This is a genomic window from Jeongeupia naejangsanensis (assembly GCF_016865585.1).
Classification (GTDB): domain Bacteria; phylum Pseudomonadota; class Gammaproteobacteria; order Burkholderiales; family Chitinibacteraceae; genus Jeongeupia; species Jeongeupia naejangsanensis.
The window spans coordinates 269028-294712 of the sequence record NZ_JAESND010000001.1 but is presented as its reverse complement, the minus strand read 5'-3'; the positions used below and the strand labels follow the sequence as shown (position 1 = coordinate 294712).

Below are 25685 nucleotides of genomic sequence, written 5' to 3'. Positions count from 1 at the left end.
ATGCTGCTGACGGTGCTTGCCTTCGTGGTTACGCTCGGTGTACTCGTTACGGTGCACGAATGGGGGCACTACTGGGTGGCCCGGCGCTGTGGCGTTAAAGTACTGACGTTTTCGATCGGCTTCGGCAAGCCGCTGCTGCGCTGGCAGCGTGGTGACGAGCGCTGGCAGCTTGCCGCCATTCCGCTGGGCGGCTTTGTTCGCATGCTGGATGAGCGCGAAGCGCCGGCATTGCCTCACGAGGTTTCGCAGGCGTTCAATCGCCAGCATCCGTTCAAGAAAATCCTGATTGTTGTGGCGGGGCCATTGGCCAATCTGGTGCTGGCGCTGCTGCTTTACGCCGGACTGTATGTGCACGGTGTCGATGCAATCAGGCCCATTGCGGGGCAAGTGACGCCCGCGTCCATTGCCGACCGTGCAGGGTTCCGGCCCGGTGACGAGATCGTGTCGGTCAATGGCCGCCCGGTGGCGAGCTGGGACGAGGCCTTTGTCGGTTTGCTTGATGCGGCAGGAGATGCCGCGCCGGTGCGCGTGGGTGTACGAAGTGCTGATGCGCAAACGACGGTTCGGTCGCTCCCGCTGGATCAATTGGGTCGGGCGGTCTACGAGCCGCGACTGCTGATCCGTCTTGGATTTACCCCTTATCCGTTGACGACGACGATCGAGCGGGTCGAGGCGGGCAGTGCGGCTGCGAACGCAGGCCTGATGGCTGGTGATGTCATCACCTCCCTGAATGGCGCGCCGCTGGAGCAGTGGGCGGATCTGCAGGCTGTTTTGCAGCAGAGAGCGCAGGCGCTGACGCTGGGGGTTCGTCGTGGCGAGGTGGTGCGGCAGATCAGTGTCGTACCCACGTCGGTTGAGGTCTCGGGGCGCAAAATCGGCCGTCTTGGTCTGGAGCCGGCGGTGGATGAGCGCCTGTGGCAGCAGTACCAAGTGCAGCTGAAGTATCCGCCGCTGGCGGCGCTGAGTGCTGCCTCCGAAAAAATCGCCATTCAGACCAAGCTGACACTTGCGATGTTTGGCCGCATGATCGTCGGCAAGGCATCGCTTGATCAGGTGAGTGGGCCATTGACGATCGCGACCTATGCCGGCGAAAGTGCGCGGCTGGGCTTGAGTAATTTCATCGAATACCTTGCGCTGATCAGCCTGAGCCTGGCGGTGCTGAACCTGCTTCCCGTGCCGCTGCTGGATGGCGGTCATTTGTTGTATCATGTCGTCGAACTTTTGACCGGCCGGCCCGTATCGCCGCAGGTCGAGGCAATCGGGCAACGGGTAGGTTTGACTCTGTTGCTTGCCTTGATGGCGCTCGCGCTGTTCAACGACATCCACCGACTTTTCCTGGGCTGATCGAGCCAGCATCCGACCGACAATGACATTGAAACCGCTTCATCTGCTGCTTGCCGCTGCACTGAGCTCGGCAAGCGTTGCCGCGCACGCCGTTGCACCGTTTGTGATCAAGGACATCCGGGTCGAAGGCCTGCAGCGTACCGACCCCGGTACCGTGTTCAGTTACCTGCCCGTCAAGGTGGGCGACCGCTTCGACGACAGCCGTGCGACCGAGTCGATCAAATCCCTGTTTGCGACCGGCTTCTTCAATGACGTCCGGGTTGAATCCGACGGCAGTGTGCTGATCGTTACGGTCGAAGAGCGGCCGACGATTGCGCAGATCAACATCAACGGCTCCAAGCTGCTTGAAAAAGACCAGATCAAGACGGCACTGAAAGGGCAGAACTTCGCCGAGGGGCGGATTTTTGACCAGGCCGTACTTGATGCCGGGGTGAACGAACTCAAGCAGCAGTATTACTCGCGCGGTCGTTACTCGGTCATCATCAAGACGACGATTACCAAGCTTGAACGCAACCGCGTCGGCGTGCAGTTCGATATCTCCGAAGGCGAGGTTGCCCGGATCCAGCAGATCAACGTCGTCGGCAACAAGGCGTTCTCCGATAGTGACATCAATGGTCTGTTTGCACTGACCACGCCGAACTGGATGTCGTGGTACACCAAGTCGGATCAGTACTCCAAGCAGACGCTCAGCGCGGACTTGGAAAAGCTGCGTTCGTATTACCTTGATCGTGGCTACCTCGAATTCAACATCGACTCGACCCAGGTCGCCATCTCGGAAAATCGTGAAGACATGTTCCTGACGGTCAACGTGACCGAGGGCGATCAATACACGGTGAGCGACGTCAAGCTGGTGGGTGACACCATTGTTCCCCGCGAGGAAGTGGACAAGTTGATCGAGTTGAAGGCGGGTGAAATCTTCTCGCGTGAAAAACTCAACAAAACCACGGCGGCCATTTCCGAACTGCTCGGCAACGAGGGCTATGCCTTCGCCAACGTCAATGCGGTACCGGAAATCGACAAGGAAAAGCATACGGTTGCCTTTACGCTGTATGTCGATCCGGGTCGCAAGGTGTATGTGCGCCGGATCAATGTTAGCGGCAACAACCTGACGCGTGACGAAGTCATTCGCCGCGAACTGCGTCAGCTCGAGTCCGCGCAATACGATGCAGCGAAGGTCAAGCGCTCCAAGCAGCGCCTGAATCAGCTCGGTTACTTCAATGAAGTGACCATCGATACCCCGATCGTTCCCGAGGCGACCGATCAGGTGGACATGAACGTTCACGTAACCGAGCAGAAGACGGGGTCGTTCAACATCGGCGCCGGTTACGGTCAGTCCGAAGGTATCGTCGTCATTCTGTCGCTTTCGCAGAGCAACTTCCTTGGTAGCGGCAAGCAGTTCACCGCCGAGGTCAATACCAGTCAGTCGAACAAGGTGTACTCGCTGGCGCTGAGCAACCCGTATGCAACGCCGGACGGCGTATCGCTGGGCTGGAACATCTATCAGCGTGAAACCGATGCGTCCGATCTCGATATCGGTGACTATGCGACGTCGTCGTACGGCGCGGGCATGTCGATGGGCTTCCCGGTGTCCGAAACCAACCGGATCAACTTCGGCCTCAACTACGAGCACCTCGAGCTGATCACCAACGACGGCTCGCCGGGTTACGTCAAGGATTTCGTTACCCAGAACGGCAACCAGTACAACAACTACCCGGCGACGGTGTCTTGGGCGCGCGATACCCGCGACAGTGGCAGCTATCCGACCAAGGGCTGGTACACGCGGGTTACGGGTGAGGTGTCGCTGCCGTTCTCCGATCTTGATTACTTCAAGATTCTCGGCCAGAGCCAGCTGTTCATTCCTCTGTCGACCGACTACACGCTGATGTGGAATATCGAAGCCGGTTACGGCGATTCCTACGGCGAGAACAGCTATCCGTTCTACAAGAACTTCTATGTCGGCGGCGTCAACTCCGTGCGCGGCTTCAAGTTCGGTACGATCGGCCCGAAGGACGAGGACGGCAACGGGATTGGCGGTACGCGCAAGCTGGTCAGCAATCTCGAGTTCCTGTTCCCGATGCCGGGCGTCAAGAACGACAAGTCGATGCGCCTGTCGATCTTCGCCGATGCGGGTGCCGCCTGGGGTGAAGACGCCGACGTCAGTATCGATGGATTGCGTTACTCGGCTGGCGCCGCGTTCACCTGGATCTCACCGGTCGGCCCGCTGAAGCTGGTCTATGCCTTCCCGCTGAAGTACGAGGATAGCGACGAACTCGAGCGCTTCCAGTTCCAGCTGGGCAAGGTGTTCTAAGTTGCGAGGAGTTCGTATGAAGCGACATGCATGCTTGTTGGCTGCCGCAGCGCTGTTGAGCGCATCGGCTTGGGCCGCCGAGATGAAGATCGGCTTTGTCGATACGGATCGCATTCTGCGCGAATCGGCCCCGGCGCAACGCGCCGGTAAAAAGCTCGAAAAAGAGTTCGATAATCGCCGTCAGGAACTGCAGAAATTGTCGGCGCAAGGGAAGAACCTGCAGGCGCAGATGGATCGCCCCGGGGTGTCCGATAGCGATCGCAAGGCCAAAGAGCGCGACCTGATTCGGCTGAATCAGGACTTCCAGCGCATGCAGCGAGAGCTCAATGAAGACCTCAATGCGCGCCGCAACGAAGAGCTGGCCGGCATTCAGGAGCGCGTCAACGGCGCAATCCAGCAAATCGCCAACAACGAAAAGTACGACCTGATCCTGCAGGAAGCAGCTTGGCGCAACCCGCGCATCGACATCACCGACAAGGTGTTGCGACTGCTGTCGGAGAAGTGATGTCGACGTCGATCCGGATTTCCGAACTGGCGACGCGTTTCGGCGCGGTACTGCACGGCGATGACGTGCTGGTTGCGCGCGTAGCATCGCTGGAGTCGGCCGGCCCCGACGCGCTGTCGTTCCTCGCGAACCCGCGCTTCAAATCGTTGCTCGAGACGAGTCAGGCCGGAGTGATCGCGGTTCGAGCTGCAGATGCCGCTGGATTGCAGCGTCCGCATGTCGTCGCGAAAGATCCCTACCTGTTTTACGCACTGGCCGCTCAGCAGTTGTACCCGCGACGGCAGGTCAATCCCGGCGTTCACCCGAGCGCGTGTATCGATCCTGCCGCCAACGTCAGCGAAGCGGCCGAGATCGGTCCGAATGTCGTGGTCGGCGCTGGCGCCGTGATCGACGCCGGTTGTGTCGTCATGGCCAACAGCTATGTGGGTGCCCATGTTGAACTGGGGCGGGATGTCCTGCTGCACCCTGGCGTGACGTTGATGGATGGGTGCGTCATCGGCGACCGCGTGGTGATCCACCCGGGGGCCGTGCTGGGTAGTGATGGCTTTGGCAATGCCTGGGCCGGTGATCATTGGGAAAAAATTCCCCAGGTCGGCCGGGTGCTGATTGGCGATGATGTCGAAATCGGTTCGTGCACGACGATTGATCGTGGTGCACTCGAAGACACGATCATCGGGCAGGGCGCGCGGATCGACAATCTGATCCAGATCGCGCACAACGTCGAGATCGGGGCGCATACGGCGTTGGCCGGCTGCGTCGGCATCGCGGGGTCTACCAAGATCGGCGCGCGCTGCCAGATTGGCGGTGCTGCCATGATCAGCGGGCATCTGGAAATCTGCGACGGGGCTGTGGTTCTGGGTGGAACGCTGGTTGCCAAGTCGATTCGGGAGCCTGGCGCGTACGGCGGGCCGTATCCGATGCAGGCCCACTCGGACTGGGTCAAGAATGCAGCACAGCTGCGACACCTCGGCGAGTTGGCACAACGTGTCAGACAGCTGGAAAAAAACATGGCGAGCCTGAAGGCCGCCGCCGGAGACGAAGAATGAGCCAAGTAATGGATGTACGAGAGATCATGCAGTGCCTGCCGCACCGCTACCCCTTTTTGCTGCTGGATCGCGTGGTAGAGCTTGAGCCGGGCAAAACCATCAAGGCCATCAAGAATGTCACCGTCAACGAGCCGTTCTTTCAGGGGCATTTCCCGCAATACCCGGTCATGCCGGGTGTGCTGATCCTTGAGGCGCTGGCGCAGGCAGCTGGCGTGCTGTCGTTCAAGAGCGTCGAGGAAGTGCCGGAAGACTCGCTGTACCTGTTCGCCGGGATCGACAACGCGCGCTTCAAGCGCCAAGTGCTGCCGGGCGACCAGCTGACCTTGTGCGTCGAGATCGTTGCCCACAAGCGCGGCATCTGGAAGTACGCTGCCAAGGCGTTCGTCGGTAGCGAGCTGGCCGCCGAGGCCGACCTGATGAGCGCGCATCGCGTCATCAGTCGTTAAGTATCGCTAACGGAGTAGACATGCCGAAAATTCATCCCTCCGCACTGGTCGATGCGCGCGCCGAGCTGGCCGACGACGTCGAAGTCGGTCCGTTTGCCGTGATTGGTCCCGATGTGCGCATCGGGGCGGGCTCGGCAATCGGTGCCGGCGTGCAGATAGAAGGGGTGACGCGCATCGGCAAGGGCAATCGCTTCCATCCTCACAGCCATATCGGTTGCGCGCCGCAGGACAAGAAATACAAGGGCGAGCCGACCGAGCTGCATATCGGCGACGGCAATACCTTTTTCCAGTCGATGACCGTTTCGGTCGGTACGGTGCAGGACAAGGGCGTTACCCGGATCGGCAGCAACAACTGGTTCATGGCCTATGCGCATATCGGTCATGATTGCGTGATCGGAGACAACACGATTTTCGCCAACGCGGTCACGCTGGGCGGGCACGTCACTGTCGCCGACTGGGCGATTCTTGGCGGGCTGAGCGCGATTCATCAGTTCTGCAGCATCGGCGCACATGCGATGGCCGGTGGCGGATCGATCATCGTTCAGGATTTGCCACCGTTCGTGATCTGCGAAGGCAACCGGGCGATTGCGCGCGGCATCAATAGTGAAGGTCTCAAGCGGCGCGGCTTCAGTCCGGAAGCCATCGCCCGGGTCAAGCAGGCGTATCGCCAGTTGTACCGGCAAGGTTTGCCGTTCGACGAGGCGAAGGCCAAAATCGAAGCCGATGCCGCAGGGAACCCAGAGCTTCAGTTCTTTGTCGACTTCTTTGCCGTGAGTCAACGCGGCATCATTCGCTAACCCTTAGACGACGAGCCGATGAACGATCGACTCTTTGCAGCCGGGAGTCGCGGACCCCGTATCGCCATTGTGGTAGGCGAGGCGTCCGGCGACTTGCTTGGTGCTCAATTGATGCTGGCCCTGAAGGCACGCTTGCCCGACGCCCAGTTTGCCGGCATCGCCGGGCCGAAGATGATGGCCGCCGGTGCGTACAGCATGGTGCCGATGGAAAGTCTGGCGGTGCGGGGCTACGTCGAGGTGCTCAAGCATCTACCGCGGTTGATCGGCATTCGTCGTCGGCTCAAGAAGGCGATTCTCGCCGAACGCCCTGATCTGCTGATCGGCATCGATGCGCCGGATTTCAATCTCGGACTGGAGGCGGCCGCGAAGGCTGCCGGCATTCCGACGGTCCACTATGTCGGCCCGTCGGTCTGGGCCTGGCGCCCCGAGCGGCTGAAAAAAATCGGTGCGTCGGTATCGCACATCCTGCTGCTGTTTCCGTTCGAAGAAGAAATCTATCGCGAAGCCCGGATCCCGGCGACGTATGTCGGGCACCCGCTGGCCGATCTGATGCCGGTGCAGCCGGATCAGGCCGGATTGCGGGAGCAGCTGGATATCGACGCAAAAGGCCCGGTCTTCGCCATGCTGCCGGGAAGCCGGCAGAACGAGCTGGAAATGCTGGGCGGCCTGTTTGTCGAAACCGCCAAACTGCTGCACGCGCGCTTTCCGGATGCCACTTTTCTGGTGCCCTTCATTACCCGCGAGACGCGACTGTATTTCGAAAACGAAATGTGGCGCCAGAACGCGCAGACCTTGCCGTTCCGGTTGATGTTCGGCCACGCCCACGAGGCGATGCAGGCCGCCGACGCGATTCTGGTTGCGTCCGGAACGGCTGCTCTTGAGGCGATGCTGGCCAAGCGTCCAACCGTCGTGACGTACCGGATTACCGATTTCACCTACCGGATGGTCAAGAAAAAGCTCCGGCTGCCGTATGTCAGTCTGCCCAACGTGCTCGAAGGCCGCTTTGTGCTGCCCGAACTGATCCAGCACGAGGCGACAGCCGAAAACATCAGCCAGGCACTCGCCAATCTGGTGGTCGACAAGCGCTTGGCCGGGAAACTGGCGGACTGCTTTACCGCCCATCACGAGGCGCTGCGTTGCAATGCGGCCGAGCGTGCCGCCGATGCAGTGATCCGCTTGCTCGGGGCGCGTGCATGGGCCTGATCTGCGGCGTCGACGAAGCCGGGCGCGGCCCACTCGCGGGCTCGGTCTATGCCGCGGCGGTGATTCTGCCCGCCGATCACGGCATCGTCGGACTCAATGACTCGAAAAAGCTCTCCGAAAAGAAGCGTGAGCAGTTGTTCCCGCTGATTCAGGAGCGTGCCGTCGCGTGGGCGATCGCCAGTGCAAGCGCCGCGGAAATCGACGAGATCAATATCCTGCAGGCCACGTTTCTTGCGATGCGGCGTGCGATTGAAGCCTTGCCCGTTGCGGCTGCCTCGGCCTTGATCGACGGCAACCGGGTTCCGCCGCGCCTGACGATTCCGGCCGAGGCGATCGTGCAGGGTGACGCCAAGGTGCAGGAAATTGCCGCAGCGTCGATTCTTGCCAAAGTGGCGCGAGATCGCGAGGCAGCCGAGCTGGATGCCCGATACCCGGGGTACGGCCTGGCGAAGCACAAAGGGTACCCGACTGCAGCGCATCTCGAAGCGCTAAAGCGCCTGGGCCCGACGCCGGAACATCGCCGCAGTTTCGGCCCGGTGAAAGTGCTTCTCGCTCAGTCGGCGCTGTTCTGACTGTTGCAAAAACCGGGGTGATGCCCGTCGTGGTACGCAATAGACGTTGCCGCGCAGCAAACGCATCATCGACAATGAACCGACAAAAAATAGCTCAGGGATAGGACGATGTTTGTTGTCATCGGCTACATTTTCATGTGCGCCTGCATTTTCGGCGCCTATGCCGCGCACGGCGGCCATCTTGCGGTGCTGTGGCAGCCGACCGAAATCGTCATCATTTTTGGCGGCGCGCTGGGCGCAATGATCGTCGGCTACGGCGGCAAGCCGCTCAAGGCCGTCATGAAGGCGCTGCCGTCGATCTTCAAGGGCAGCGCCTACAGCAAGGCTTTCTACATGGACCTGTTCGCGCTGATGTTCGAGCTGCTGAGCAAGGTGCGCAAGGAGGGCCTGATGTCGATCGAAGCCGATGTCGAAGATCCGCACAGCAGCCCGGTGTTCTCGAAATACGAGCGGATCGCCAAGGACCATCATCTGGTCGAGTTCATTACCGACTACCTGCGTCTGATGGTCGGCGGCAACCTCAATGCGTTCGAGATCGAGAACCTGATGGACGTCGAAATCGACACCCATCATCACGAGGCCGCAATTCCGGCTACTGCGGTAACCAAGTTGGCTGACGGTCTGCCGGCCTTCGGTATTGTTGCCGCAGTGATGGGCGTCGTGCACACGATGGGGTCGTTGCACCTGCCGCCGTCCGAGCTGGGCGGATTGATCGGTGCTGCACTGGTGGGGACCTTCCTCGGTATTCTGCTGGCCTACGGTTTTGTCGGTCCGCTGGCGCAAATCCTCGAACGCAAGGTCGAAGAATCCAGCCAGGCATTCAACACCGTCAAAGTCACGCTGCTTGCCAGCCTGAACGGCTATGCACCGCAGGTGGCTGTCGAGTTCGGCCGCAAGGCACTGAGCTCGACCGAGCGTCCGTCGTTCAAGGAACTCGAGGACTTCGTCAAACAGGCCAAGGCCAAGTAAGCCGGAGACATGAGCGATGAGTGACGAATCGCAACGGCCCATCGTCGTAAAGCGGGTCAAGAAAGGCGGTCACGGCCATCATGGCGGCGCCTGGAAGATCGCCTACGCCGACTTCGTGACGGCGATGATGGCGTTCTTCCTGCTGATGTGGCTGCTCGGCTCGGTGTCCAAAGGCAACCTCAAGGGGATTGCCGACTACTTCTCGAACCCGCTCAAGGTCGCCAGCCGCGGTGGCGAGGGGGCGGGTGACGCCGATTCGCTGGTCAAGGGTGGGGGCAAGGACTTGTCACAGAAGGCGGGCCAGCTCAAGAAGGGCACGCCGTCAATCGAAGAGCAGCAGAAGGACAAGAACCGGCTTTCGGCGTTGAAAAAGAAATTCGAGACGCTGATGAACGACAAGGCGAAAAAGAACAGCAAGCTGGCACAGTTCAAGGACCAGCTCCGGCTCGATATGGTGGCTGAAGGCCTTCGCATCCAGATTGTCGACAAGCAGAACCGGCCGATGTTCAAGTCCGGCTCGAGCGATCTGGAGCCCTATGCGGCTGAAATCCTCGATGAGATCGCCCAATTGCTCAACGACGTACCGAACTCGGTATCGATTTCCGGTCATACCGACGCGCAGCAGTACGCCAGCGGCCAGCGCGGCTTCAGCAACTGGGAGCTGTCGGCCGATCGTGCCAACGCAGCGCGTCGCGAACTGATCCACGGCTCGCTTTCCGAACAGAAAATCCTGCGCGTCAATGGTTTTGCCGACGAAGTGCCGCTGGATGCCGGCGATCGCCAGAGTCCGGTGAACCGGCGGATCAGCATCGTCGTCCTGAACAAGGAAGCCGAGGGTGATATCCGTCAGCAGGCCGGCATGGCTGCGGGCGAAGCAAGCGCACCGCAACAAGCGGGCGCATGATCGCGGTTTTTCGTGCGGTGCTGCTGCAATGCGTTGCCTTGGGCGTCGTGCTGGTCGTGTGGTCGCTGGCGCCCGTGCCAAAGGCGGGTTTGACCGGTATCGCGTCGCTCACGGCAGGCGCCTTGGCTGTCATGTGCTTTCGCCGCTGGGGTGGCGTTCTGTTGCACATGTCGATTCTGCCCCTGTGTGCGCTGGCGCTTGGCGGCAATATCCCGTCGTGGTGCTGGCTGATTGCTGCCGTGCTGACCTGGTCCGTTGGGGCGGGGGCCTTCAAGTACCGAGTGCCACTTTTCCTGTCCAACCGTCAGGCATTGCGGCAGCTTGAATCGCTGATTCCTCAGGGTGCGCGCGTCATCGATCTGGGCGCGGGCACCGGTACGGTGCTGGCGTGGCTTGCCCGCCGGCGCCCGGACGTGATGCTTGCCGGTGTCGAGATGGCCTGGTTGCCATGGTGCATCGGCTGGCTGCGGCTCCGGCGCCGTCGGGTTGCGTGGTCGCGGACCGATGCGTTCACGGTTGATTTGTCGGCGTACGATGTCGTCTATGCCTATCTGTCGCCCGCCGCAATGCCGGCTTTGTGGCGGAAGGCGCAGGCAGAAATGGCTGAAGGTGCCGTCTTGATCAGCAACAGCTTCGGGATCGAAGGTGTTGCCCCCGAAAAGCAATATCCGGTCGGCGACTGGAAGCAGAGCGAGCTGCTTGTATGGCATCCCAATTCACACCCTCCGCAACCAGCCCGGCCATGAGTGCCGAGAGACCGGCCGCGATGGCCCTTTTCGAAGCGCCGCTACCGGCGCTGCAACTGACGCGCGACCGCCTGACGGCCCAGTTGCGTCGGGCAGAGCGGGTCAAGCCGGTCGAAGTGGCCGAAATCGTACTGAATGATCCGCTCCTCACTGCAGCGGTGCTGCGCGACATCAGTCGCCGGCCGCGAACCAGCGTCAGTGTCGACGTCACGTCGATCGAGGCGGCGGTGATGCTGTTCGGCGTGGTGCCGTTTCTGGAGCGCCAGGCGCGTGGCCCGGCCATCGAAGTCGTGCTTGCAGGCGACTCGCCACGGCTGGCGCGTTGCCTCGATCTGGTGTCGCGAGCGCAGCTTGCTGCGCGGATGGCGAAGCGTGCGGGTATCGAGCGCATGGACGCACGCCCCGAAGAACTGCAAATCGCAGCCTTGCTGAGCACATTGACTGAATTGCTGGCGCAGCTGTTCGGCGGGGAGGTGATTCTCCCTCTTGAATCGGTTCTGGAGGACTGGCAGTTTCCGGAGGTGTTGCGGCAACTTGTCGCGCCGAACGAATCGCCATCGCATCGCCAGCAGCTGCAGTACGCAATGGTGTCGCTGGCGACGCTTTTCGAGGCGGGGTGGTGGTCCGACGCCATCAGCGTATCGCTTCAGCAGGCAGCCAATGCACTGGATCGTCCGGAGTCGCTGGTCTGGCAGGTGGCGTGCGAGTCACTGCTGGCGCATGCCCGGGCGCCGCTGGCAGCAACCGTTGCGCCGCCGGCGCGCTGGCTGCCGATGCTGCCGGGCGAATGGCCGCGCGCCGAGCCGGTTCGGGATGTGCTGGCGACACGGATGCAGTCCCTGCATCTGGCCGGATTGCAGGGCTTGCCGGCCAACCAGATCATGAAGCTCTCGGTGCAGGCCTTGTGTGACGGGCTGGGGATGCGGCGTGTTTTGCTCGCGATTCCGCAGGATGGACGGCTGGTGGCACGTTTTTGCATCGGCGCGGCCGAACTCGACCCGATCCGTGGATTTTCGCTGCTGCTGGATGAGCCGCACCTGTTCGCACACCTGCTGAAGAAGCCGCAGGCGGTGTGGCTCAATGGCGAAAGTCGTGCTCAGCTGCAGCCGCAATTGTCTCCGGTCGTCATCGGTGCTGTTGGGGTCGAGGATTTTTGTGCGATGTCGCTTTTCGTCGGCGACAAGGCCGTCGGCATGCTGTTTGCAGATCGTGCGCCTTCGGCGCCCATCGATGCGCAGGCCTATCAACACTTCAAACAGATCTGCCAGCTCACGAGTCGTGCGCTGGCCAGTCGAACGGCTTCATGATGCTGCAAGATCCAATCCAGTCTCCCCAGAATCCGCTGTACAAGCAGCTGCACAAACTTGCGACGCAGCGCCGCGACCGCCTCAAGCTCGGCATGACGCTGCTGGATGGGCCGCACCTGATCGATTCGGCATTGTCTTCCGGCTGGCCACTGCAGCGGCTGCTTGTGACGGAGGCGGGCATGGCACGGCCGGAAGTGAGCGGTTTGCTGGCCCGCGCCGGCGTGCCGGTGCACCCGATCGCCGACATGCTTTTTGCGACCTTGACCGAGTTGCCGAGCCAGACCGGCGTGTTGGCGCTCACGGCGATACCGCCTGCGCCTTTGCCGCGAAGTGACGGGTTCGTCCTGTTGCTCGATGGCATTCAGGATCCGGGTAATGTCGGTACGTTGCTGCGCACGGCTGCAGCTGCCGGTGTGAATCAGGCCTGGCTGTCCCCGGGGTGCGCGGACGTTTGGTCGCCCAGGGTGTTGCGCGCAGCGATGGGGGCGCATTTCGTATTGCCGTTGATCGAGCGGGTATCGTTGGGCGAGTTGCTGGACGGCTTTTCGGGCGAGCTGGCGGCCACCTTGCTTGATGGCGCGGTCGACCTGTACCAGGCGGATCTGACCGGCGATCTCGCGCTGGTACTCGGGGCCGAAGGGCAGGGTGTTTCTCCCGAGCTTGCCGCACGTGCGAGCCGGCGCTTGCGCATTCCAATGGCTGCTGGCGTCGAATCGTTGAATGTCGGCGCTGCCGCGGCGATCTGCCTGTACGAGCGGGTCCGGCAGCTTGGCGGTGCGTCGCGGGTATAATCCCGGTTTTGAGTTCCGGTCCAAGGCCATGAGCGCATTCCCCGAGGGCGTCCACTTCGACGCCGTTTTGCCGCTGGTCTGGCAACCACAAGTTAGTTGGCAGCCTTTCGAGGTGGCCCGTTATCTTGATGTGCTGGCCGATTTCGATACGGCCGAACGTGCCGAAGCAGTGACGGGCGAGCAGGCAAAGCTCGATTTGCAGTTGCTGTGGCTGGCGCGACTGATGAACCCCTCGTTGCCTTTGCCGGCCCCTGTGACCATCGGGCTTGAATACGTGCGCTGGTCCGCCAATGATGTTGCCCTTGGTGCCAAGGGGTGTCTGGCCATGGTGCCGGATGAAGCCTTGCCACACTTGCTGTCTCTGCCGGTCGAAGTCATTGCTGTCGAGCCGGATGGCATGGAGACCGTCGTCACGGCGCGCTGGCAGCTGGATCATGCAGCGGCACGCGACGCGTTCGAGCGTTACGTTTTCCGGTGTCATCGCGAGCAAATCCGCCAAGAGCGCGGGACGAAGCCATGAGTTCATCCCTCGCAATACAGATTCCCGAGGCGTGGCGGCCGAAGCTGACGACAGTTTCGGAAAGCGAACGGTTTGCACAGCTGTCCGGGTTTCTGGATGCCGAACTGGTCGCCGGAAAAGCGATCTATCCGCCACGTGAACACTGGTTTGCCGCACTTGCCGAGTTGGCGCCCGAGGATGTCCGGGTCGTCATTCTCGGGCAAGATCCCTACCACGGCGAGGGCGAGGCTCACGGGTTGAGTTTTTCGGTGCCTTTGGGCGTGAGAACACCACCGAGCCTGCGCAACATCTGGCAGGAGATCGCACGCGATCTCGGCGTCACGCCACCACAGCACGGCAACCTGAAGGGCTGGGCGAAACAGGGGGTATTGTTGCTGAACAGTGTGCTGACCGTCGAGGCCGACAGGGCTGGCTCGCATGCCAAGCGCGGCTGGGAGGCGTTGACCGATGCGGTGATCGCCGAGCTGGCGCAGCGCCACGATGGTCTCGTGTTCATGCTCTGGGGGGCGTACGCGCAAAAGAAAGCAACCCATGTCGACGCAAGCCGGCATTGCGTGCTGGCGTCAGCGCACCCGTCACCGCTCTCGGCCTATCGCGGCTTCCTCGGCAACGGCCACTTTTCGGCGGCCAACGCCTATCTCGAACAACACGGAAAGGCGCCCATCGATTGGGCGCGAGTCGAATGAGCCAGAAACTACTGAGTTTTGATATCGGCGGTACGCAGATCAAGTACGGCATCGTCAGCGATAGCGGCGAAGTGTTGCTGGCCCATACGGTGCCGACGCAGGCGCAGGAGGGTGCCGCGGCCTTGCTCGACCGGCTGGTCGCGCTGGCGCAGCCGGTCGTTGCGCAGAACGAGGTGTCCGGCATTGCGATCAGTACGCTCGGTCTGGTCGATGCCGAGAGCGGCCGGATTCTCGGCGCGGCCGAAGCCGTGCCCGATTATGTGGGGCTGTCGCCGAAGCTGGCGCTGGAGGCGGCGTTCGGCCTGCCGGTCACGATCGAGAACGACGTCAATTGCGTAGCGCTCGCAGAGGGCTGGCAGGGGTCGGCCAAAGGCGTGAAGCACTACATCGCGCTGGCGATCGGCACCGGCATTGGCGGCGGCATCGTCATCGATGGCAAGCTGTATCAGGGGGCACGCTCGGCGGCCGGTGAGTGGGGCTACATGCGCATCGCTGACCGTTGCTGGGAAAACCACGCATCGATGCGTGGCCTCGTCACCGAAGCGATCCGTGTCAGTGGTCGCAGCGACTGGGACGGTCGATCGGTATTTGCGGCACGCGATGCCGGTGACGAACACATGTCCAAAGTGGTGGATGAGTGGCTCGATTTGCTGGCCACTGGCATCGTCAATCTGATCTACGTATTGAATCCGCAGCGCGTCATCGTCGGCGGCGGCATCAGTGGTCGCGGCGAGCGCTTCCTGAGTGAACTGCATGCCGCAATCAGCGTACGCATCGAGCCGGGCTTTCGCGAGATGAGCGAAGTCGTGCTCGCCAGTGCGGGCAATCACGCCGGCATGATCGGCGCTGCGCGCAACTGGTTCCTGAATAAACGACTGTTCTGATCATTCGATAACGACAAAGGCAGAAACGATCATGAAAATCCTGTTCAACCACCTCGGTTTTGAACCCGGCACCCGCAAGCAGGCGCTGATCGAGGCCCCGGCCGAGGCTGCGCTGTCCACCTTCGGCGTTTACAGTGCCGAATCGCGTGAATGTGTGCATCGCGGCGAAGTCCGTGCCGAGGGCGGCGTGGCCCGCTGGAAAAACTGGCATTTCTGGTCGGCCGACTTCAGCGCCCTGACCGCGCCGGGTGAATACTTTCTCGTGATTGATGGCGTGACGCCGGCACTGGTGTCGCATGCGTTCTCGATCGGCGAAGGCCTGTTCGGCGAACTGTTGCTGTCGGATATCGTTCACTACATCAAGGGTCAGCGTTGCACCGGGCTATACGATCTGGCCGACCGTTCGCGGCCCAAGTGGGGGTCGGACGAGCGTCGTGACGTTCATGGGGGTTGGTACGACGCCTCGGGCGACTGCTCCAAATACCTGAGCCACTTGTCGTTCGCGCAGTTCATGAACCCGCAGCAGACGCCGCAGGTGGTGTGGAACCTGATCGACGGGCTGGCGCAGCTGCCGCAGCAATCGAAGTGGTTCAACGAGCGCATCGTCGATGAGGCCCTGCACGGTGCCGATTTCCTCGTCCGGATGCAGGATCCGGCCGGCTATTTCTACATGACGGTGTTCGACCAGTGGAGCAAGGACGAAAACCGTCGCGACATCTGCGAATACAAGACGCAGAAGGGCGACAAGTACGAGACCTACCAGTCTGCGTACCGTCATGGTGCCGGCAGTGCGATCGCCGCACTGGCTCGCGCGTCGACGCTGGGGCGCGACGGCGAAGGCTTTGCCCGTGCCGATTACCTGAAAGTGGCACAGACCGGTTTTGCCCATCTCGAAGTCAACAACGTCGCCTATCTGGAAGACGGCGTCGAGAACATCATCGACGACTACTGTGCGCTGCTGGCCGCAACCGAGCTGTTGGCGGTGACCGGTGACGGCGTCTATGCCGATGCCGCGACCCGTCGCGTCCTGAATCTGCTCGAGCGTCAGCAGGCCGAAGGCTGGTTTGCAGCCGATGCGCTGGGCCAGCGCAGCTATTTCCATGCCGCCGAGTCCGGCCTGCCGTTGATTGCGCTGATGCGTTATCTGGAAGTGGTGCCGGCAAGCCCGTTGGCCGGCCGCATTCGCGAAGCACTGCGCAGTGCGTACGAGTACGAGCTGCGCATTACCGGTGAGGTGACGAATCCGTTCGGTTATCCGCGCCAGTACGTCAAACTGCCGGGGCAGGACGCCAAGACGCAGTTCTTCATTCCGCACGATAACGGCACCGGCTACTGGTGGCAGGGCGAAAATGCCCGGCTCGGCTCGGTGGCCGCGTCGGCCGGCCGGGCTGCTGCCCTGTTTGCGGGCGAGCCCGAACTGGCCGGGCGCATTGCCGCGCATGGCCAGAACGCGCTCGACTGGGTGCTCGGTGCCAATCCGTACGACGCCTGCATGCTGCAAGGCTGGGGGCGAAACAACCCGCGTTACGAGCCTGGGTTTTACAATGCGCCTGGTGGCGTGTGCAACGGCATTACCGGCGGCTTCGACGACGACCAGGATATCGACTTCAAGAAGTCCGAGATCGCGACGATGGCAAACAGCTGGCGCTGGACCGAACAATGGATGCCGCACGGCGCGTGGCTGTTCCTCGCGCTGTGCACCCGACTGAAAAAGGAAAACTGATATGGCAATCGTGGTGACCGGCGCAGCCGGCTTTATCGGCTCGAACATCGTCAAGGGCCTGAATGCCCGCGGCGAAACCGACATCATCGCCGTCGACAACCTCACCCGTGGCGACAAGTTCCGCAATCTGGCCGACACGCAGATCAGCCACTTCGTCGACAAGAACGACTTCATCGCCGAACTCGCCAGCGGCCGGTACGACGGCGAGATCACCGCCATCCTGCATCAGGGCGCGTGCTCCGACACGATGGAGCACAACGGCAAGTACATGATGGAGAACAACTACCAGTACACACTGGGGCTGTTCGAGTGGTGCCAGGCCGAAGAGGCGCAATTCATCTACGCGTCGAGCGCGGCGACTTACGGCAACGGCGACAACGGCTTCCGCGAGGATCCGGAGTGCGAAGGCCCGCTCAACGTCTACGGCTATTCGAAGCTGCTGTTCGATCAGGTGCTGCGTCGCCGCTGGGAGGAGCTTTCCGCACAGGCAGTCGGCTTCCGCTACTTCAACGTCTACGGCGCGCGCGAATGGCACAAGGGCCGGATGGCGTCGGTGGCGTTCCACAACTTCAACCAGTATCGCGAGTCGGGCAAGGTCAAGCTGTTCGGCGAGTACGGCGGCTATGTGCCGGGCGGCCATCTGCGCGATTTCGTGTCGGTCGAGGACATCGTCAAGGCCAACCTGTGGTTCCTCGACAATGATGAAGTCTGCGGCATTTACAACCTCGGTTCGGGTCAGGCGCAACCGTTCAACGACGTTGCGTCGACCGTGGTCAATACTTGCCGTGCCGCCGAGGGCAAGTCGATCCTGACGCTCGACGAGATGGTCGGCAACGGGATTCTTGAGTACATCGATTTCCCGGACGCGCTCAAGGGCAAATACCAGTGCCATACCGAGGCGGACCTCACGCTGCTGCGCGAAGCCGGCTATACCGAAGCGTTCCTGACCGTGCAGGAAGGCGTGTCGCGTTATGTGGAATCGCTGCTTCAGGGCTGATCCGACGCAATGCACGAACAAAAAGCCGGCGAAAGCCGGCTTTTTGCTTTCCGCTGCTCGAGCTGGATGAAAATTTTATGTAAGAATATCGACTTGCCATTTTCCGGGGCGCCCCGATGCGTGTCTTTCATCTGTTTTCTGCCGGTGTACTGGCACTGGGTCTGAGTGCGGCCCAGGCGGCCGTCAATGTCACGACCTTCTCGCCACAGGGCGAAGTCCGGCAGGTCGAACAGGTCCGCGCCACCTTCTCGGCGCCGATGGTGCGGATGGGCGACGTGTCGGCCGCCGCGCCGTTTTCGGTTTCCTGCAACCTGCCCGGCAAGGGGCGCTGGATCGACGACCGAAGCTGGGTGGTCGACATCAGCGGCGACCTGCCCGCCGAGACGACCTGCCGCTTCACGCTCAAGCCGGGTCTCAAGGGTATTGACGGTGGCGTGGTTGACGGCAAGAAAGCATTCCAGTTCTCGACCGGCGCGCTGGCAATCGCGGAGAGCTGGCCGGATCGAGGCGAAGCCATCGAGGAAGACCAAGCCTTCGTGCTGCGCTACAGCGGCGCGCTGGCGGGTAAGCAGCCCCAGCTTTTCTGCAAGATCGAAGGTCTGCCCGAACGTGTGCCGGTAACGCGCTTGCCGGCGGCCGACACGGCGACGCTGGTCAAGCACCTCGGCGAGCAGAAGCGGGCGGCAACGATCGAGGCCGTGCGCTGTGCGCAACGGCTGCCGGCGGGCAAGAAGGTCGTGCTGGTCCAGCCGCGCAGTGGCAAGGCCGAAGTGCGCGAGTTCGATGTCCGACCCGAATTCAGTGCGTCCTTCAGTTGCGCGCGGGAGAATGCCAAGGCCGCGTGTATTCCGTTCAAGCCGGTGACGCTGTCGTTCAGCGCGCCAGTGCCGCAAAAACTCGCCGACAAGATCCGGCTGGTGACGCCCGAGGGCGAGCGGGCTCCGGAACCCGATCGTGATGCACGCAACGGCACGGTCGACTCGGTGCAGTTCAAACCGCCCTTTGCTGCGCTTGGTGCGTTCACGATCAAACTCCCCGGTGATCTGGTTGACGACACCGGCCGCAAGCTCACCAATGCGTCGGCGTTTCCGCTGGCGTTCAAGACGACAGACTATCCGCCGCTGGCAAAGTTTGCCGCCGCACCGTTCGGCATCATCGAACTCGGCGACGACGCGGCGCTGCCGGTGACCCTGCGCAACGTCGAGTCCGACCTCAAGGTCGGTGAAGTGCGCGTCGGTGCCGAAACACTGTCGGTCAACGACGACAAGGGCATGATGACGTGGCTGGCCAAGGTGCTCGACTACCACGAAAGCGTCGTGCCGGTGACCCGTGGCGGCAAGACCGAACAGGTCGAAACGCGGCGGTTGAGTTTGTTGAAGGGGCAGAAAGGGGTCACGCCGCTGACCTTGCCGGGCAAGCCCGATGCCAAGGGGCGGTGGCCGTTCGAAGTGGTTGGTATTCCGCTCAAGACCCCGGGCCTGCACGTGGTCGAGATCGAGTCGCGCCTGCTCGGCAAGGCGCTGCTGGGCGCCAACAAGCCCATGTACGTGCGCAGCGCGGTACTGGTGACCAATCTGGCGGTGCATTTCAAGCAGGGGCGCGACAATGCGGCTGTGTGGGTGACTACGCTCGATCGTGGCGTGCCGGTGCCGCAGGCCGACGTCAGCATCTACGACTGCAAGGGCGTTGCCCGCTGGCACGGCAAGACAGGCGCCAACGGCGTTGCGGCCGTGCCGCAGGCGCTGGGGCAGCCCGACTGTAGCAGTGCAACGCTGGATGGCTACTTCGTGACTGCGCGCAAGACCGACAAGGGCGTGACCGATGTGTCCTTCGTGCGTTCGGGCTGGAACCGCGGCATCGAATCGTGGCGCTTCCCGTTCCCGACCAGTGCCTCCGACCGGCCATCGGTGCAGGCACATTCGGTGCTCGACCGGATGCTGTTCCGTGCCGGTGAAACGGTGTCGATGAAACACTATCTGCGCGTCGAGACCAGCAAGGGCTTTGCATTGCCGAAGGCGGGGCAGTTGCCGGACCAGCTGCGCATCGTCCACGAAGGCAGTGGCCAGGAATATCGTCAACCGCTGAGCTGGCGTCAGGGGCGTTACGCCGATTCGAGCTTCAAACTACCCAAGGATGCCAAGCTCGGCGAATACTCGATCGTGCTGGAAAAAGCCGCGAGCAAGACGCGTAGCGACGACGACGGCTATGGCAGCAACGGCGTGACGCTGTACACCGGGACGTTCCGCGTCGAGGAGTTCCGGCTGCCGGTGATGACCGGCTCGCTTACCGTGCCGGCGAAGGCCGGCATCGCGCCGAAAGACGTGCCGCTCAATGTCTCCTTGGCCTATGTCAATGGCGGTGCGGCCAAGGGCCTGCCGGTACAGGTATCGGCAATGCTGCGCGAACGCTATGCACGCCCGCAAGGTTATGACGGCTACTCCTTCAGCCCGCCCGAGGCCAAGCGCAACGAGGCGCAGGTGTCGCTCGACGGCAAGGTGATGCTCGACAAGGCCGCGCTGACGCTCGATGCCAATGGCGGTGGCAAGGTGGCGGTCAAGGGGCTGCCGGTCATCGACCGGTCGTACGACATGGTGACCGAGGCGACCTACGCCGATCCGAACGGCGAGGTGCAGACGCTGTCGCGTACGGTGCCTTTGTGGCCGGCCGCAGTGCAGGTCGGCGTCACCGTCGACGACTGGGTGTCGGTCGGGCGCGAGGCGAAACTGAAGGCGGTCGTGCTCGACACCGGCGGCAAACCGGTGGCCGGCCGCAAGGTGGTCGTCAACGCCGTTCGCCACACGTATCAGTCGACGCGCAAGCGGCTGGTCGGCGGCTTCTATGCCTACGACCATGACGAGCAGGTCGACGATCTGGGCAAGGTCTGCAGCGGTGAAACCGACGCGCGTGGTCTGGTGTTCTGCGATCTGGCGCTGAAAGACGCCGGCAGTATCGAACTCGTTGCCAGTGCCGACGACGGCGAGGGCCACAGCGCCCGCGCGGCGCAGTCGGTCTGGGTCAGCAAGCAGGACGAGCTTTGGTTCGATGTCGACAACAACGACCGGATCGACGTGCTCGCCGAAAAGGAAAGCTACAAGCCCGGCGAAACCGCCCGCTTCCAGGTCCGGATGCCGTTCCGCAAAGCGACCGCCTGGGTGGCGATCGAGCGCGAAGGCGTGATCGAAACGCGCGTGGTCGAGCTTGAAGGCAAGTCGCCGATGATCGAAGTGCCGGTCAGTGCGGCTTGGGCGCCCAACGTTTATGTGTCGGTGCTGGCGGTGCGCGGCCGCGTTCGTGATGTGCCGTGGTATTCGTTCTTCACCTGGGGCTGGAAGGCACCGGTGTCGTGGTGGGACGCGTACTGGAACGAAGGCAAGGACTATCAGGCGCCAACGGCAACGGTCGATCTGGCCAAGCCGGCATTCAAGTACGGTATCGCCGAGATCCGCGTCGGCGAGGCAGGCCACAAGCTGGGCATTACGGTAACGCCGGACAAGCCCGGCTACGGGGTTCGAGAAACGGCGCAAGTCACCGTCCAGGTGAAGCTGCCCGACGGCAAGCCGGCACCGGCCGGTACCGAGATCGCGTTTGCCGCGGTCGACGAGGCGCTGCTCGAGCTGCAGCCCAATTCAAGCTGGAACCTGCTCGAAGCGATGCTGCAGCGGCGCAGCTACGGCGTTGAGACGGCGACGGCGCAGCTCGAGGTCATCGGCAAGCGCCACTACGGCCGCAAGGCACTGCCACCGGGCGGCGGTGGCGGTTTTGCGCCGACACGCGAGCTGTTCGATACGCTGCTGGTGTGGAATCCGCGACTGGTGCTCGACACCAATGGGCGGGCGAAGATTGCCGTGCCGATCAACGATGCGCTGACCCGCTTCCGTTTCGTTGCGGTGGCTGACGCGGGCACCGGCTACTTCGGTACCGGTTCGGCCAGCGTGGCGGTGACTCAAGACCTGCAGCTGACGTCCGGATTTGCGCCGCTGGTTCGCGAGGGCGACCAGATCCGTGCGCTGGCGACACTGCGCAACGGCAGCACTCGGGCGATGAACGTCCAGATCAGTGCGCAGGCTGAAGGATTGCCGGCGCTGCCGGTGACGAAGCTGGCACTGCCGTCCGGTGAAGCGCGCGAACTGGTCTGGCCGATGACGGTGCCGGATGGGCTCAGGTCGCTGAAGTGGACGCTGGTTGCCAACGAAGTCGGCGGCAAGGCGGTGGATCGTCTCGCGTTCGCTCAGCAGGTCGAGCCGGCGGTGCCGGTCGCGGTGCAGCAGGCGACACTGCGGCGGATCGATGCCGAGGTGAGCATTCCGCTCGCACTGCCTGTAGCAGCATTGCCGGGGCGCGGCGGGGTGTCGGTACAGCTGCAGTCGCGGCTGTCGGCCGAGTTGCCGGCGGTGCGGCGCTGGTTTGCCGACTACCCGTATGTCTGCCTTGAACAGAAGGCGTCGGTTGCGATCGGTCTGTCCGACAGGGCGCGCTGGGACGCGCTGATGGCCGAGCTGCCCGTTTACCTCGATGCCGACGGGCTGGCCAACTACTTTCCGCCGCGCGAAGGCGATGCTGCCAGCGGCAGCGATACGCTGACGGGCTATCTGCTTGCCGTTGCGTCGGAAGCGGGGTGGACGATTCCCGACGCCAGCCGCGAGAAGATGCTGCAGGGGCTGACCCGCTTTGTCGAGGGCAAGCTCAAGCGCGACGCATGGGCGCCGCGCTCGGACATCGATGCGCGCCGCCTTGCCGCGCTCGAAGCGCTGAGCCGTTACGGCCGCGCCGAGCCGCGCCAACTGGCAGTGCTGGCGATCCAGCCGAACACCTGGCCGACGGCGATGCTGGTCGACTGGTTGTCGCTGCTCGAACGTCTGCCGGCACTGCCGGATCGTACGGCGAAGCTTGCCGAGGCCGAACAGCTGCTGCGCGGCCGGCTTACGTATCAGGGTACCCGGCTGCAGTTCTCGACCGAAAAGGATGACGACTGGTGGTGGCTGATGCGCAGTGCCGACGTCAATGCGGCGCGGTTGCTGCTGGTGACGCGCAGCCTGCCGGGCTGGAAGGACGATATGCCGCGACTCCTCAATGGGCTGATCGGCCGGCAGACGCAAGGCACGTGGCGGACCACGACGGCCAATGTCTGGGGCTCGCTCGCCGTGGCGGCTTTCGCCAGACAGTTCGATGCCACGCCGGTGACCGGTGCGACGAAAGTGGCACTTGGCGATGCCAGCCGCGAACAGCGCTGGCCTGCAGCAACGCCGGCGCCGATTGCGCTGTCGTGGCCGGCTGGCGGTAAGGGCGTGTTGAACCTGAAGCACGATGGTGCCGGTGCGCCATGGGCCACCGTGCAGGTTTCGGCCGCAGTGCCGCTCAAGGCGCCGCTGGGTGCCGGTTTCCGGGTCAAGAAAACGGTCAGCGCAGTCGAGCAGAAGGTGGCGGGGCAGTACAGCCGTGGCGACGTGCTGCGGGTGAAGCTCGATGTCGATGCGCAAAGCGACATGACCTGGGTGGTTGTCGACGACCCGGTGCCGGCCGGTGCAACGGTGCTGGGTGGTGGCTTGGGGCGCGATTCGGCGATCGCCACCCGTGGCGAGAAGCGCGAGGGTGAGGCGTGGCCGGCGTACGAGGAGCGCCGTTTCGCGGGCTATCGCGCCTATTACGGTTACGTCCCGCGCGGTACGTTCTCGGTCGAGTACACGGTGCGGCTCAACAGCGCCGGCGAGTTCAAACTGCCGCCGACGCGGGTCGAGGCAATGTATGCGCCGGACGTGTTCGGCGTGTTCCCGAATGCGGCATTCAAGGTTGTCGATGCGAAGTAAGTGGGGGGTGGCAGTGTTTGCGCTGGCGACACTGCCGGCGTGGGCGCTGCCGACGTTCGAGGCGGTCAAGGCCGACTGGCACTCGTCGGATGCCGTGCTGCTCGACCGGCATGGCGTCGAGATTCAGCGCGTCCGCGTCGACATGAAGCAGCGACGGGGCGACTGGGTGACGCTGGTCGAGACGTCGCCGGCGCTACGTCATGCGTTGGTCGTATCGGAAGACAAACGCTTCTATGCGCACAGTGGCATCGACTGGTCGGCCGTCGCGGCAGCGGCCTGGGGCAACCTCTGGAGCAGCAAGACGCGGGGTGCATCGACGCTGACGATGCAACTGGTTGGCCTGATCGATGAGGACCTTCGCCGTGATCAGGGGCGACGCAGCTTCTGGCAGAAAGCCGGGCAGAGTGTCTCTGCCCGTTCGCTCGAGCATGACTGGAGCAAGGCGCAGATTCTCGAGGCCTATCTGAACCTGGTCAGCTTCCGTGGCGAGCTCGTCGGGCTGTCGGCGGTATCGACAACGCTGTTCGGCAAGCTGCCTGCCGGACTCAATGCCCGCGAATCGGCGATTGCTGCAGCACTGATCCGTGCGCCCAATGCGTCAAGCGATCGCGTCACCGATCGTGCCTGCGTGATCCTCAAGGACATGAAGGCTCGGGACGATTGTGGCGGGTTGCGAGGCGAAACACAGCTTGCACTGGCCCGCAAAGCGGTGTCCGATGTGCAACCCGAATCGCTGGCGCCGCATTTCGCCCGTCAGGTACTGGTCGGGGCCAAGGCCGGTCAGCGCATCCCGACGACACTCGATGCCGGCTTGCAGCGTTTTGCCAACCAGACGCTGCGCCGGCACTTGCTCGAGCTGTCGCAGCGCAACGTCCAGGATGGTGCGGTCATCGTACTCGACAACGCGAGTGGCGACGTGCTCGCCTGGGTCGGGTCGAGCGGCGGGCTGTCGCGGGCGCGCGATGTCGACACCGTCGTCGCGCTGCGGCAGGCCGGCTCGACGCTCAAGCCCTTCCTTTACCAGTTGGCGCTCGAAGGGCGCTGGCTGACGGCTGCTTCGCTGCTCGACGATGCACCGCTCGATCTGCAGACGGCCAGTGGCCTGTACATGCCGCAGAATTACGCGCGCGACTTCAAGGGGCCGGTATCGGTAAGGACGGCGCTGGCGTCGTCGCTGAACGTGCCGGCAGTGCGGGCGATTGAGATCGTTACACCGAACCGTTTGCGCGATCGCCTGTATGCGCTCGGGTTGACCAGCCTGTCCGAGGCGGGCGACTACTACGGCTATTCGCTGTCGCTCGGTGCGGCCGATGTCCGTCTGGTCGATCTGGCCAATGCCTACCGGGCGCTCGCCGACGGCGGTGTCGTTTCGCCGCCCCGGGTGCGACGCGATGCGCCGGTCGCGCCAGGCAAGCGCATCACCGACGCGGGGACGAGCTTCATCATTGCCGACATCCTGTCTGACAGGACGGCACGTTCGCGCACCTTCGGACTCGAAAGCGCGCTGGCAACGCGGTACTGGAGTGCAGTGAAGACCGGCACCAGCAAGGATATGCGCGACAACTGGACGGTCGGTTTTTCGCGCAACTACACCGTCGGTGTCTGGGTCGGCAACGCCAGCGGCGAGCCGATGTGGGACGTCTCCGGTATGCATGGTGCGGCGCCGGTGTGGCTGGCAGTGATGAACCGGGTGCAGCAGTCACCGTCGCGCCCGCCTGCGCCGCCGCCTGGGGTTACGGCGCAGCGCGTGGTGTTTGAAAACGGTGTCGAGGCGACGAGGCAGGAGTGGTTCGTCAAGGGGACGGAGCGGGGTGAGGTCAGGCTTGCGACCGCTGCCGATGTCCGGTCCTCGCCGGCGCGCATCGTCAATCCGGCCAATGGCGCGATCTATGCGCTGGACCCGGATATCCCGTCACAAAGCCAGCGCATCATGTTTCGCGCCGAAGGCGTGAGCGGTGGCAACTGGTGGCTCGACGGCAAACGGATCGGCAGCGGGGCAAGTCTGGGGTGGTTTCCATGGCCTGGACGGCATCTGTTGCAGTTGCGCAATGCCGGCGGCGCGCTCGTCGAAGAGCGCCGTTTCGAGGTGCGCGGCGCCGTGCTCAAACCGGGGCGCAAGCCGTAAGTGGGCAA

At 62.9% G+C, this 25685-nt stretch carries 20 protein-coding genes; all 20 read left to right on the top strand.

Annotated features, from left to right (window positions below):
• The 20 genes from rseP (at window position 1) to pbpC (ending at window position 25677) form a co-directional block, all read left to right on the top strand.
• Complete coding sequence (rseP, locus tag JMJ54_RS01345) at window positions 1–1344, top strand: RIP metalloprotease RseP (protein ID WP_203536149.1); 1344 nt, start codon at window positions 1–3, stop codon at window positions 1342–1344.
• 28 nt (window positions 1345–1372) lie between these two features.
• The gene (bamA, locus tag JMJ54_RS01340; protein WP_373310127.1) at window positions 1373–3652 is read left to right on the top strand and encodes an outer membrane protein assembly factor BamA; all 2280 of its coding nucleotides are present in this window, start codon (window positions 1373–1375) and stop codon (window positions 3650–3652) included.
• A gap of 16 nt (window positions 3653–3668) precedes the next feature.
• Window positions 3669–4157 (top strand): OmpH/Skp family outer membrane protein, encoded by a 489-nt coding sequence (locus JMJ54_RS01335; RefSeq protein ID WP_238999828.1) that lies wholly within the window; start codon window positions 3669–3671, stop codon window positions 4155–4157.
• Window positions 4097–5203, top strand: coding sequence for a UDP-3-O-(3-hydroxymyristoyl)glucosamine N-acyltransferase (lpxD, locus tag JMJ54_RS01330; protein WP_238999827.1), 1107 nt, complete (start codon window positions 4097–4099; stop codon window positions 5201–5203). Before JMJ54_RS01335 ends, lpxD begins: the two co-directional genes overlap by 61 nt.
• Window positions 5200–5649: a 3-hydroxyacyl-ACP dehydratase FabZ gene (gene fabZ / locus JMJ54_RS01325; RefSeq protein ID WP_203536147.1), complete on the top strand. Its 450-nt coding sequence runs from the start codon at window positions 5200–5202 to the stop codon at window positions 5647–5649. Before lpxD ends, fabZ begins: the two co-directional genes overlap by 4 nt.
• 20 nt (window positions 5650–5669) lie before the next feature.
• Window positions 5670–6446 (top strand): acyl-ACP--UDP-N-acetylglucosamine O-acyltransferase, encoded by a 777-nt coding sequence (lpxA, locus tag JMJ54_RS01320; protein WP_203536146.1) that lies wholly within the window; start codon window positions 5670–5672, stop codon window positions 6444–6446.
• Window positions 6447–6464: 18 nt separating this feature from the next.
• A complete protein-coding gene (gene lpxB, locus JMJ54_RS01315; RefSeq protein ID WP_203536145.1) occupies window positions 6465–7649 on the top strand; it encodes a lipid-A-disaccharide synthase in 1185 nt (394 codons plus the stop codon).
• Complete coding sequence (gene rnhB, locus JMJ54_RS01310) at window positions 7640–8221, top strand: ribonuclease HII (protein WP_203536144.1); 582 nt, start codon at window positions 7640–7642, stop codon at window positions 8219–8221. Before lpxB ends, rnhB begins: the two co-directional genes overlap by 10 nt.
• 108 nt (window positions 8222–8329) lie before the next feature.
• Window positions 8330–9190, top strand: a complete 861-nt coding sequence (gene motA, locus JMJ54_RS01305) for a flagellar motor stator protein MotA (RefSeq protein ID WP_203536143.1) — start codon at window positions 8330–8332, stop codon at window positions 9188–9190.
• A 16-nt stretch (window positions 9191–9206) separates the two neighbouring features.
• The gene (motB, locus tag JMJ54_RS01300) at window positions 9207–10094 is read left to right on the top strand and encodes a flagellar motor protein MotB (protein WP_203536142.1); all 888 of its coding nucleotides are present in this window, start codon (window positions 9207–9209) and stop codon (window positions 10092–10094) included.
• Window positions 10091–10840 carry a class I SAM-dependent methyltransferase gene (locus JMJ54_RS01295; protein WP_203536141.1) on the top strand — a complete coding sequence of 250 codons (750 nt, stop codon included), beginning with the start codon at window positions 10091–10093 and terminating at the stop codon, window positions 10838–10840. Before motB ends, JMJ54_RS01295 begins: the two co-directional genes overlap by 4 nt.
• Window positions 10837–12147 carry an HDOD domain-containing protein gene (locus JMJ54_RS01290; protein WP_203536140.1) on the top strand — a complete coding sequence of 437 codons (1311 nt, stop codon included), beginning with the start codon at window positions 10837–10839 and terminating at the stop codon, window positions 12145–12147. Before JMJ54_RS01295 ends, JMJ54_RS01290 begins: the two co-directional genes overlap by 4 nt.
• Window positions 12144–12938 (top strand): TrmH family RNA methyltransferase, encoded by a 795-nt coding sequence (locus JMJ54_RS01285; protein ID WP_238999825.1) that lies wholly within the window; start codon window positions 12144–12146, stop codon window positions 12936–12938. The genes JMJ54_RS01290 and JMJ54_RS01285 overlap by 4 nt, the downstream gene beginning before the upstream one ends.
• Window positions 12922–13458, top strand: coding sequence for a PilZ domain-containing protein (locus tag JMJ54_RS01280; protein WP_308437972.1), 537 nt, complete (start codon window positions 12922–12924; stop codon window positions 13456–13458). The genes JMJ54_RS01285 and JMJ54_RS01280 overlap by 17 nt, the downstream gene beginning before the upstream one ends.
• Window positions 13455–14144: a uracil-DNA glycosylase gene (gene ung / locus JMJ54_RS01275; protein ID WP_203536138.1), complete on the top strand. Its 690-nt coding sequence runs from the start codon at window positions 13455–13457 to the stop codon at window positions 14142–14144. Before JMJ54_RS01280 ends, ung begins: the two co-directional genes overlap by 4 nt.
• Complete coding sequence (locus tag JMJ54_RS01270; RefSeq protein ID WP_203536137.1) at window positions 14141–15028, top strand: ROK family protein; 888 nt, start codon at window positions 14141–14143, stop codon at window positions 15026–15028. The genes ung and JMJ54_RS01270 overlap by 4 nt, the downstream gene beginning before the upstream one ends.
• 31 nt (window positions 15029–15059) lie before the next feature.
• Window positions 15060–16751, top strand: a complete 1692-nt coding sequence (locus tag JMJ54_RS01265; protein WP_203536136.1) for a glycoside hydrolase family 9 protein — start codon at window positions 15060–15062, stop codon at window positions 16749–16751.
• A gap of 1 nt (window position 16752) precedes the next feature.
• Window positions 16753–17748 (top strand): ADP-glyceromanno-heptose 6-epimerase, encoded by a 996-nt coding sequence (rfaD, locus tag JMJ54_RS01260; protein ID WP_203536135.1) that lies wholly within the window; start codon window positions 16753–16755, stop codon window positions 17746–17748.
• A 116-nt stretch (window positions 17749–17864) separates the two neighbouring features.
• Complete coding sequence (locus JMJ54_RS01255; RefSeq protein ID WP_203536134.1) at window positions 17865–23552, top strand: alpha-2-macroglobulin family protein; 5688 nt, start codon at window positions 17865–17867, stop codon at window positions 23550–23552.
• Window positions 23542–25677 carry a penicillin-binding protein 1C gene (pbpC, locus tag JMJ54_RS01250; RefSeq protein ID WP_238999824.1) on the top strand — a complete coding sequence of 712 codons (2136 nt, stop codon included), beginning with the start codon at window positions 23542–23544 and terminating at the stop codon, window positions 25675–25677. Before JMJ54_RS01255 ends, pbpC begins: the two co-directional genes overlap by 11 nt.
• Window positions 25678–25685 lie beyond the last annotated feature (8 nt).

What these genes read in the sequence shown, in the direction of transcription:
- rseP (WP_203536149.1), top strand. Translation starts at nt 1, where the DNA reads ATGCTGCTGACGGTGCTTGCCTTCGTGGTTACGCTCGGTGTACTCGTT.
- JMJ54_RS01335 (WP_238999828.1), top strand. Translation starts at nt 3,669, where the DNA reads ATGAAGCGACATGCATGCTTGTTGGCTGCCGCAGCGCTGTTGAGCGCA.
- fabZ (WP_203536147.1), top strand. Translation starts at nt 5,200, where the DNA reads ATGAGCCAAGTAATGGATGTACGAGAGATCATGCAGTGCCTGCCGCAC.
- lpxA (WP_203536146.1), top strand. Translation starts at nt 5,670, where the DNA reads ATGCCGAAAATTCATCCCTCCGCACTGGTCGATGCGCGCGCCGAGCTG.
- lpxB (WP_203536145.1), top strand. Translation starts at nt 6,465, where the DNA reads ATGAACGATCGACTCTTTGCAGCCGGGAGTCGCGGACCCCGTATCGCC.
- rnhB (WP_203536144.1), top strand. Translation starts at nt 7,640, where the DNA reads ATGGGCCTGATCTGCGGCGTCGACGAAGCCGGGCGCGGCCCACTCGCG.
- motA (WP_203536143.1), top strand. Translation starts at nt 8,330, where the DNA reads ATGTTTGTTGTCATCGGCTACATTTTCATGTGCGCCTGCATTTTCGGC.
- motB (WP_203536142.1), top strand. Translation starts at nt 9,207, where the DNA reads ATGAGTGACGAATCGCAACGGCCCATCGTCGTAAAGCGGGTCAAGAAA.
- JMJ54_RS01295 (WP_203536141.1), top strand. Translation starts at nt 10,091, where the DNA reads ATGATCGCGGTTTTTCGTGCGGTGCTGCTGCAATGCGTTGCCTTGGGC.
- JMJ54_RS01290 (WP_203536140.1), top strand. Translation starts at nt 10,837, where the DNA reads ATGAGTGCCGAGAGACCGGCCGCGATGGCCCTTTTCGAAGCGCCGCTA.
- JMJ54_RS01285 (WP_238999825.1), top strand. Translation starts at nt 12,144, where the DNA reads ATGATGCTGCAAGATCCAATCCAGTCTCCCCAGAATCCGCTGTACAAG.
- ung (WP_203536138.1), top strand. Translation starts at nt 13,455, where the DNA reads ATGAGTTCATCCCTCGCAATACAGATTCCCGAGGCGTGGCGGCCGAAG.
- JMJ54_RS01270 (WP_203536137.1), top strand. Translation starts at nt 14,141, where the DNA reads ATGAGCCAGAAACTACTGAGTTTTGATATCGGCGGTACGCAGATCAAG.
- JMJ54_RS01265 (WP_203536136.1), top strand. Translation starts at nt 15,060, where the DNA reads ATGAAAATCCTGTTCAACCACCTCGGTTTTGAACCCGGCACCCGCAAG.
- rfaD (WP_203536135.1), top strand. Translation starts at nt 16,753, where the DNA reads ATGGCAATCGTGGTGACCGGCGCAGCCGGCTTTATCGGCTCGAACATC.
- JMJ54_RS01255 (WP_203536134.1), top strand. Translation starts at nt 17,865, where the DNA reads ATGCGTGTCTTTCATCTGTTTTCTGCCGGTGTACTGGCACTGGGTCTG.
- pbpC (WP_238999824.1), top strand. Translation starts at nt 23,542, where the DNA reads ATGCGAAGTAAGTGGGGGGTGGCAGTGTTTGCGCTGGCGACACTGCCG.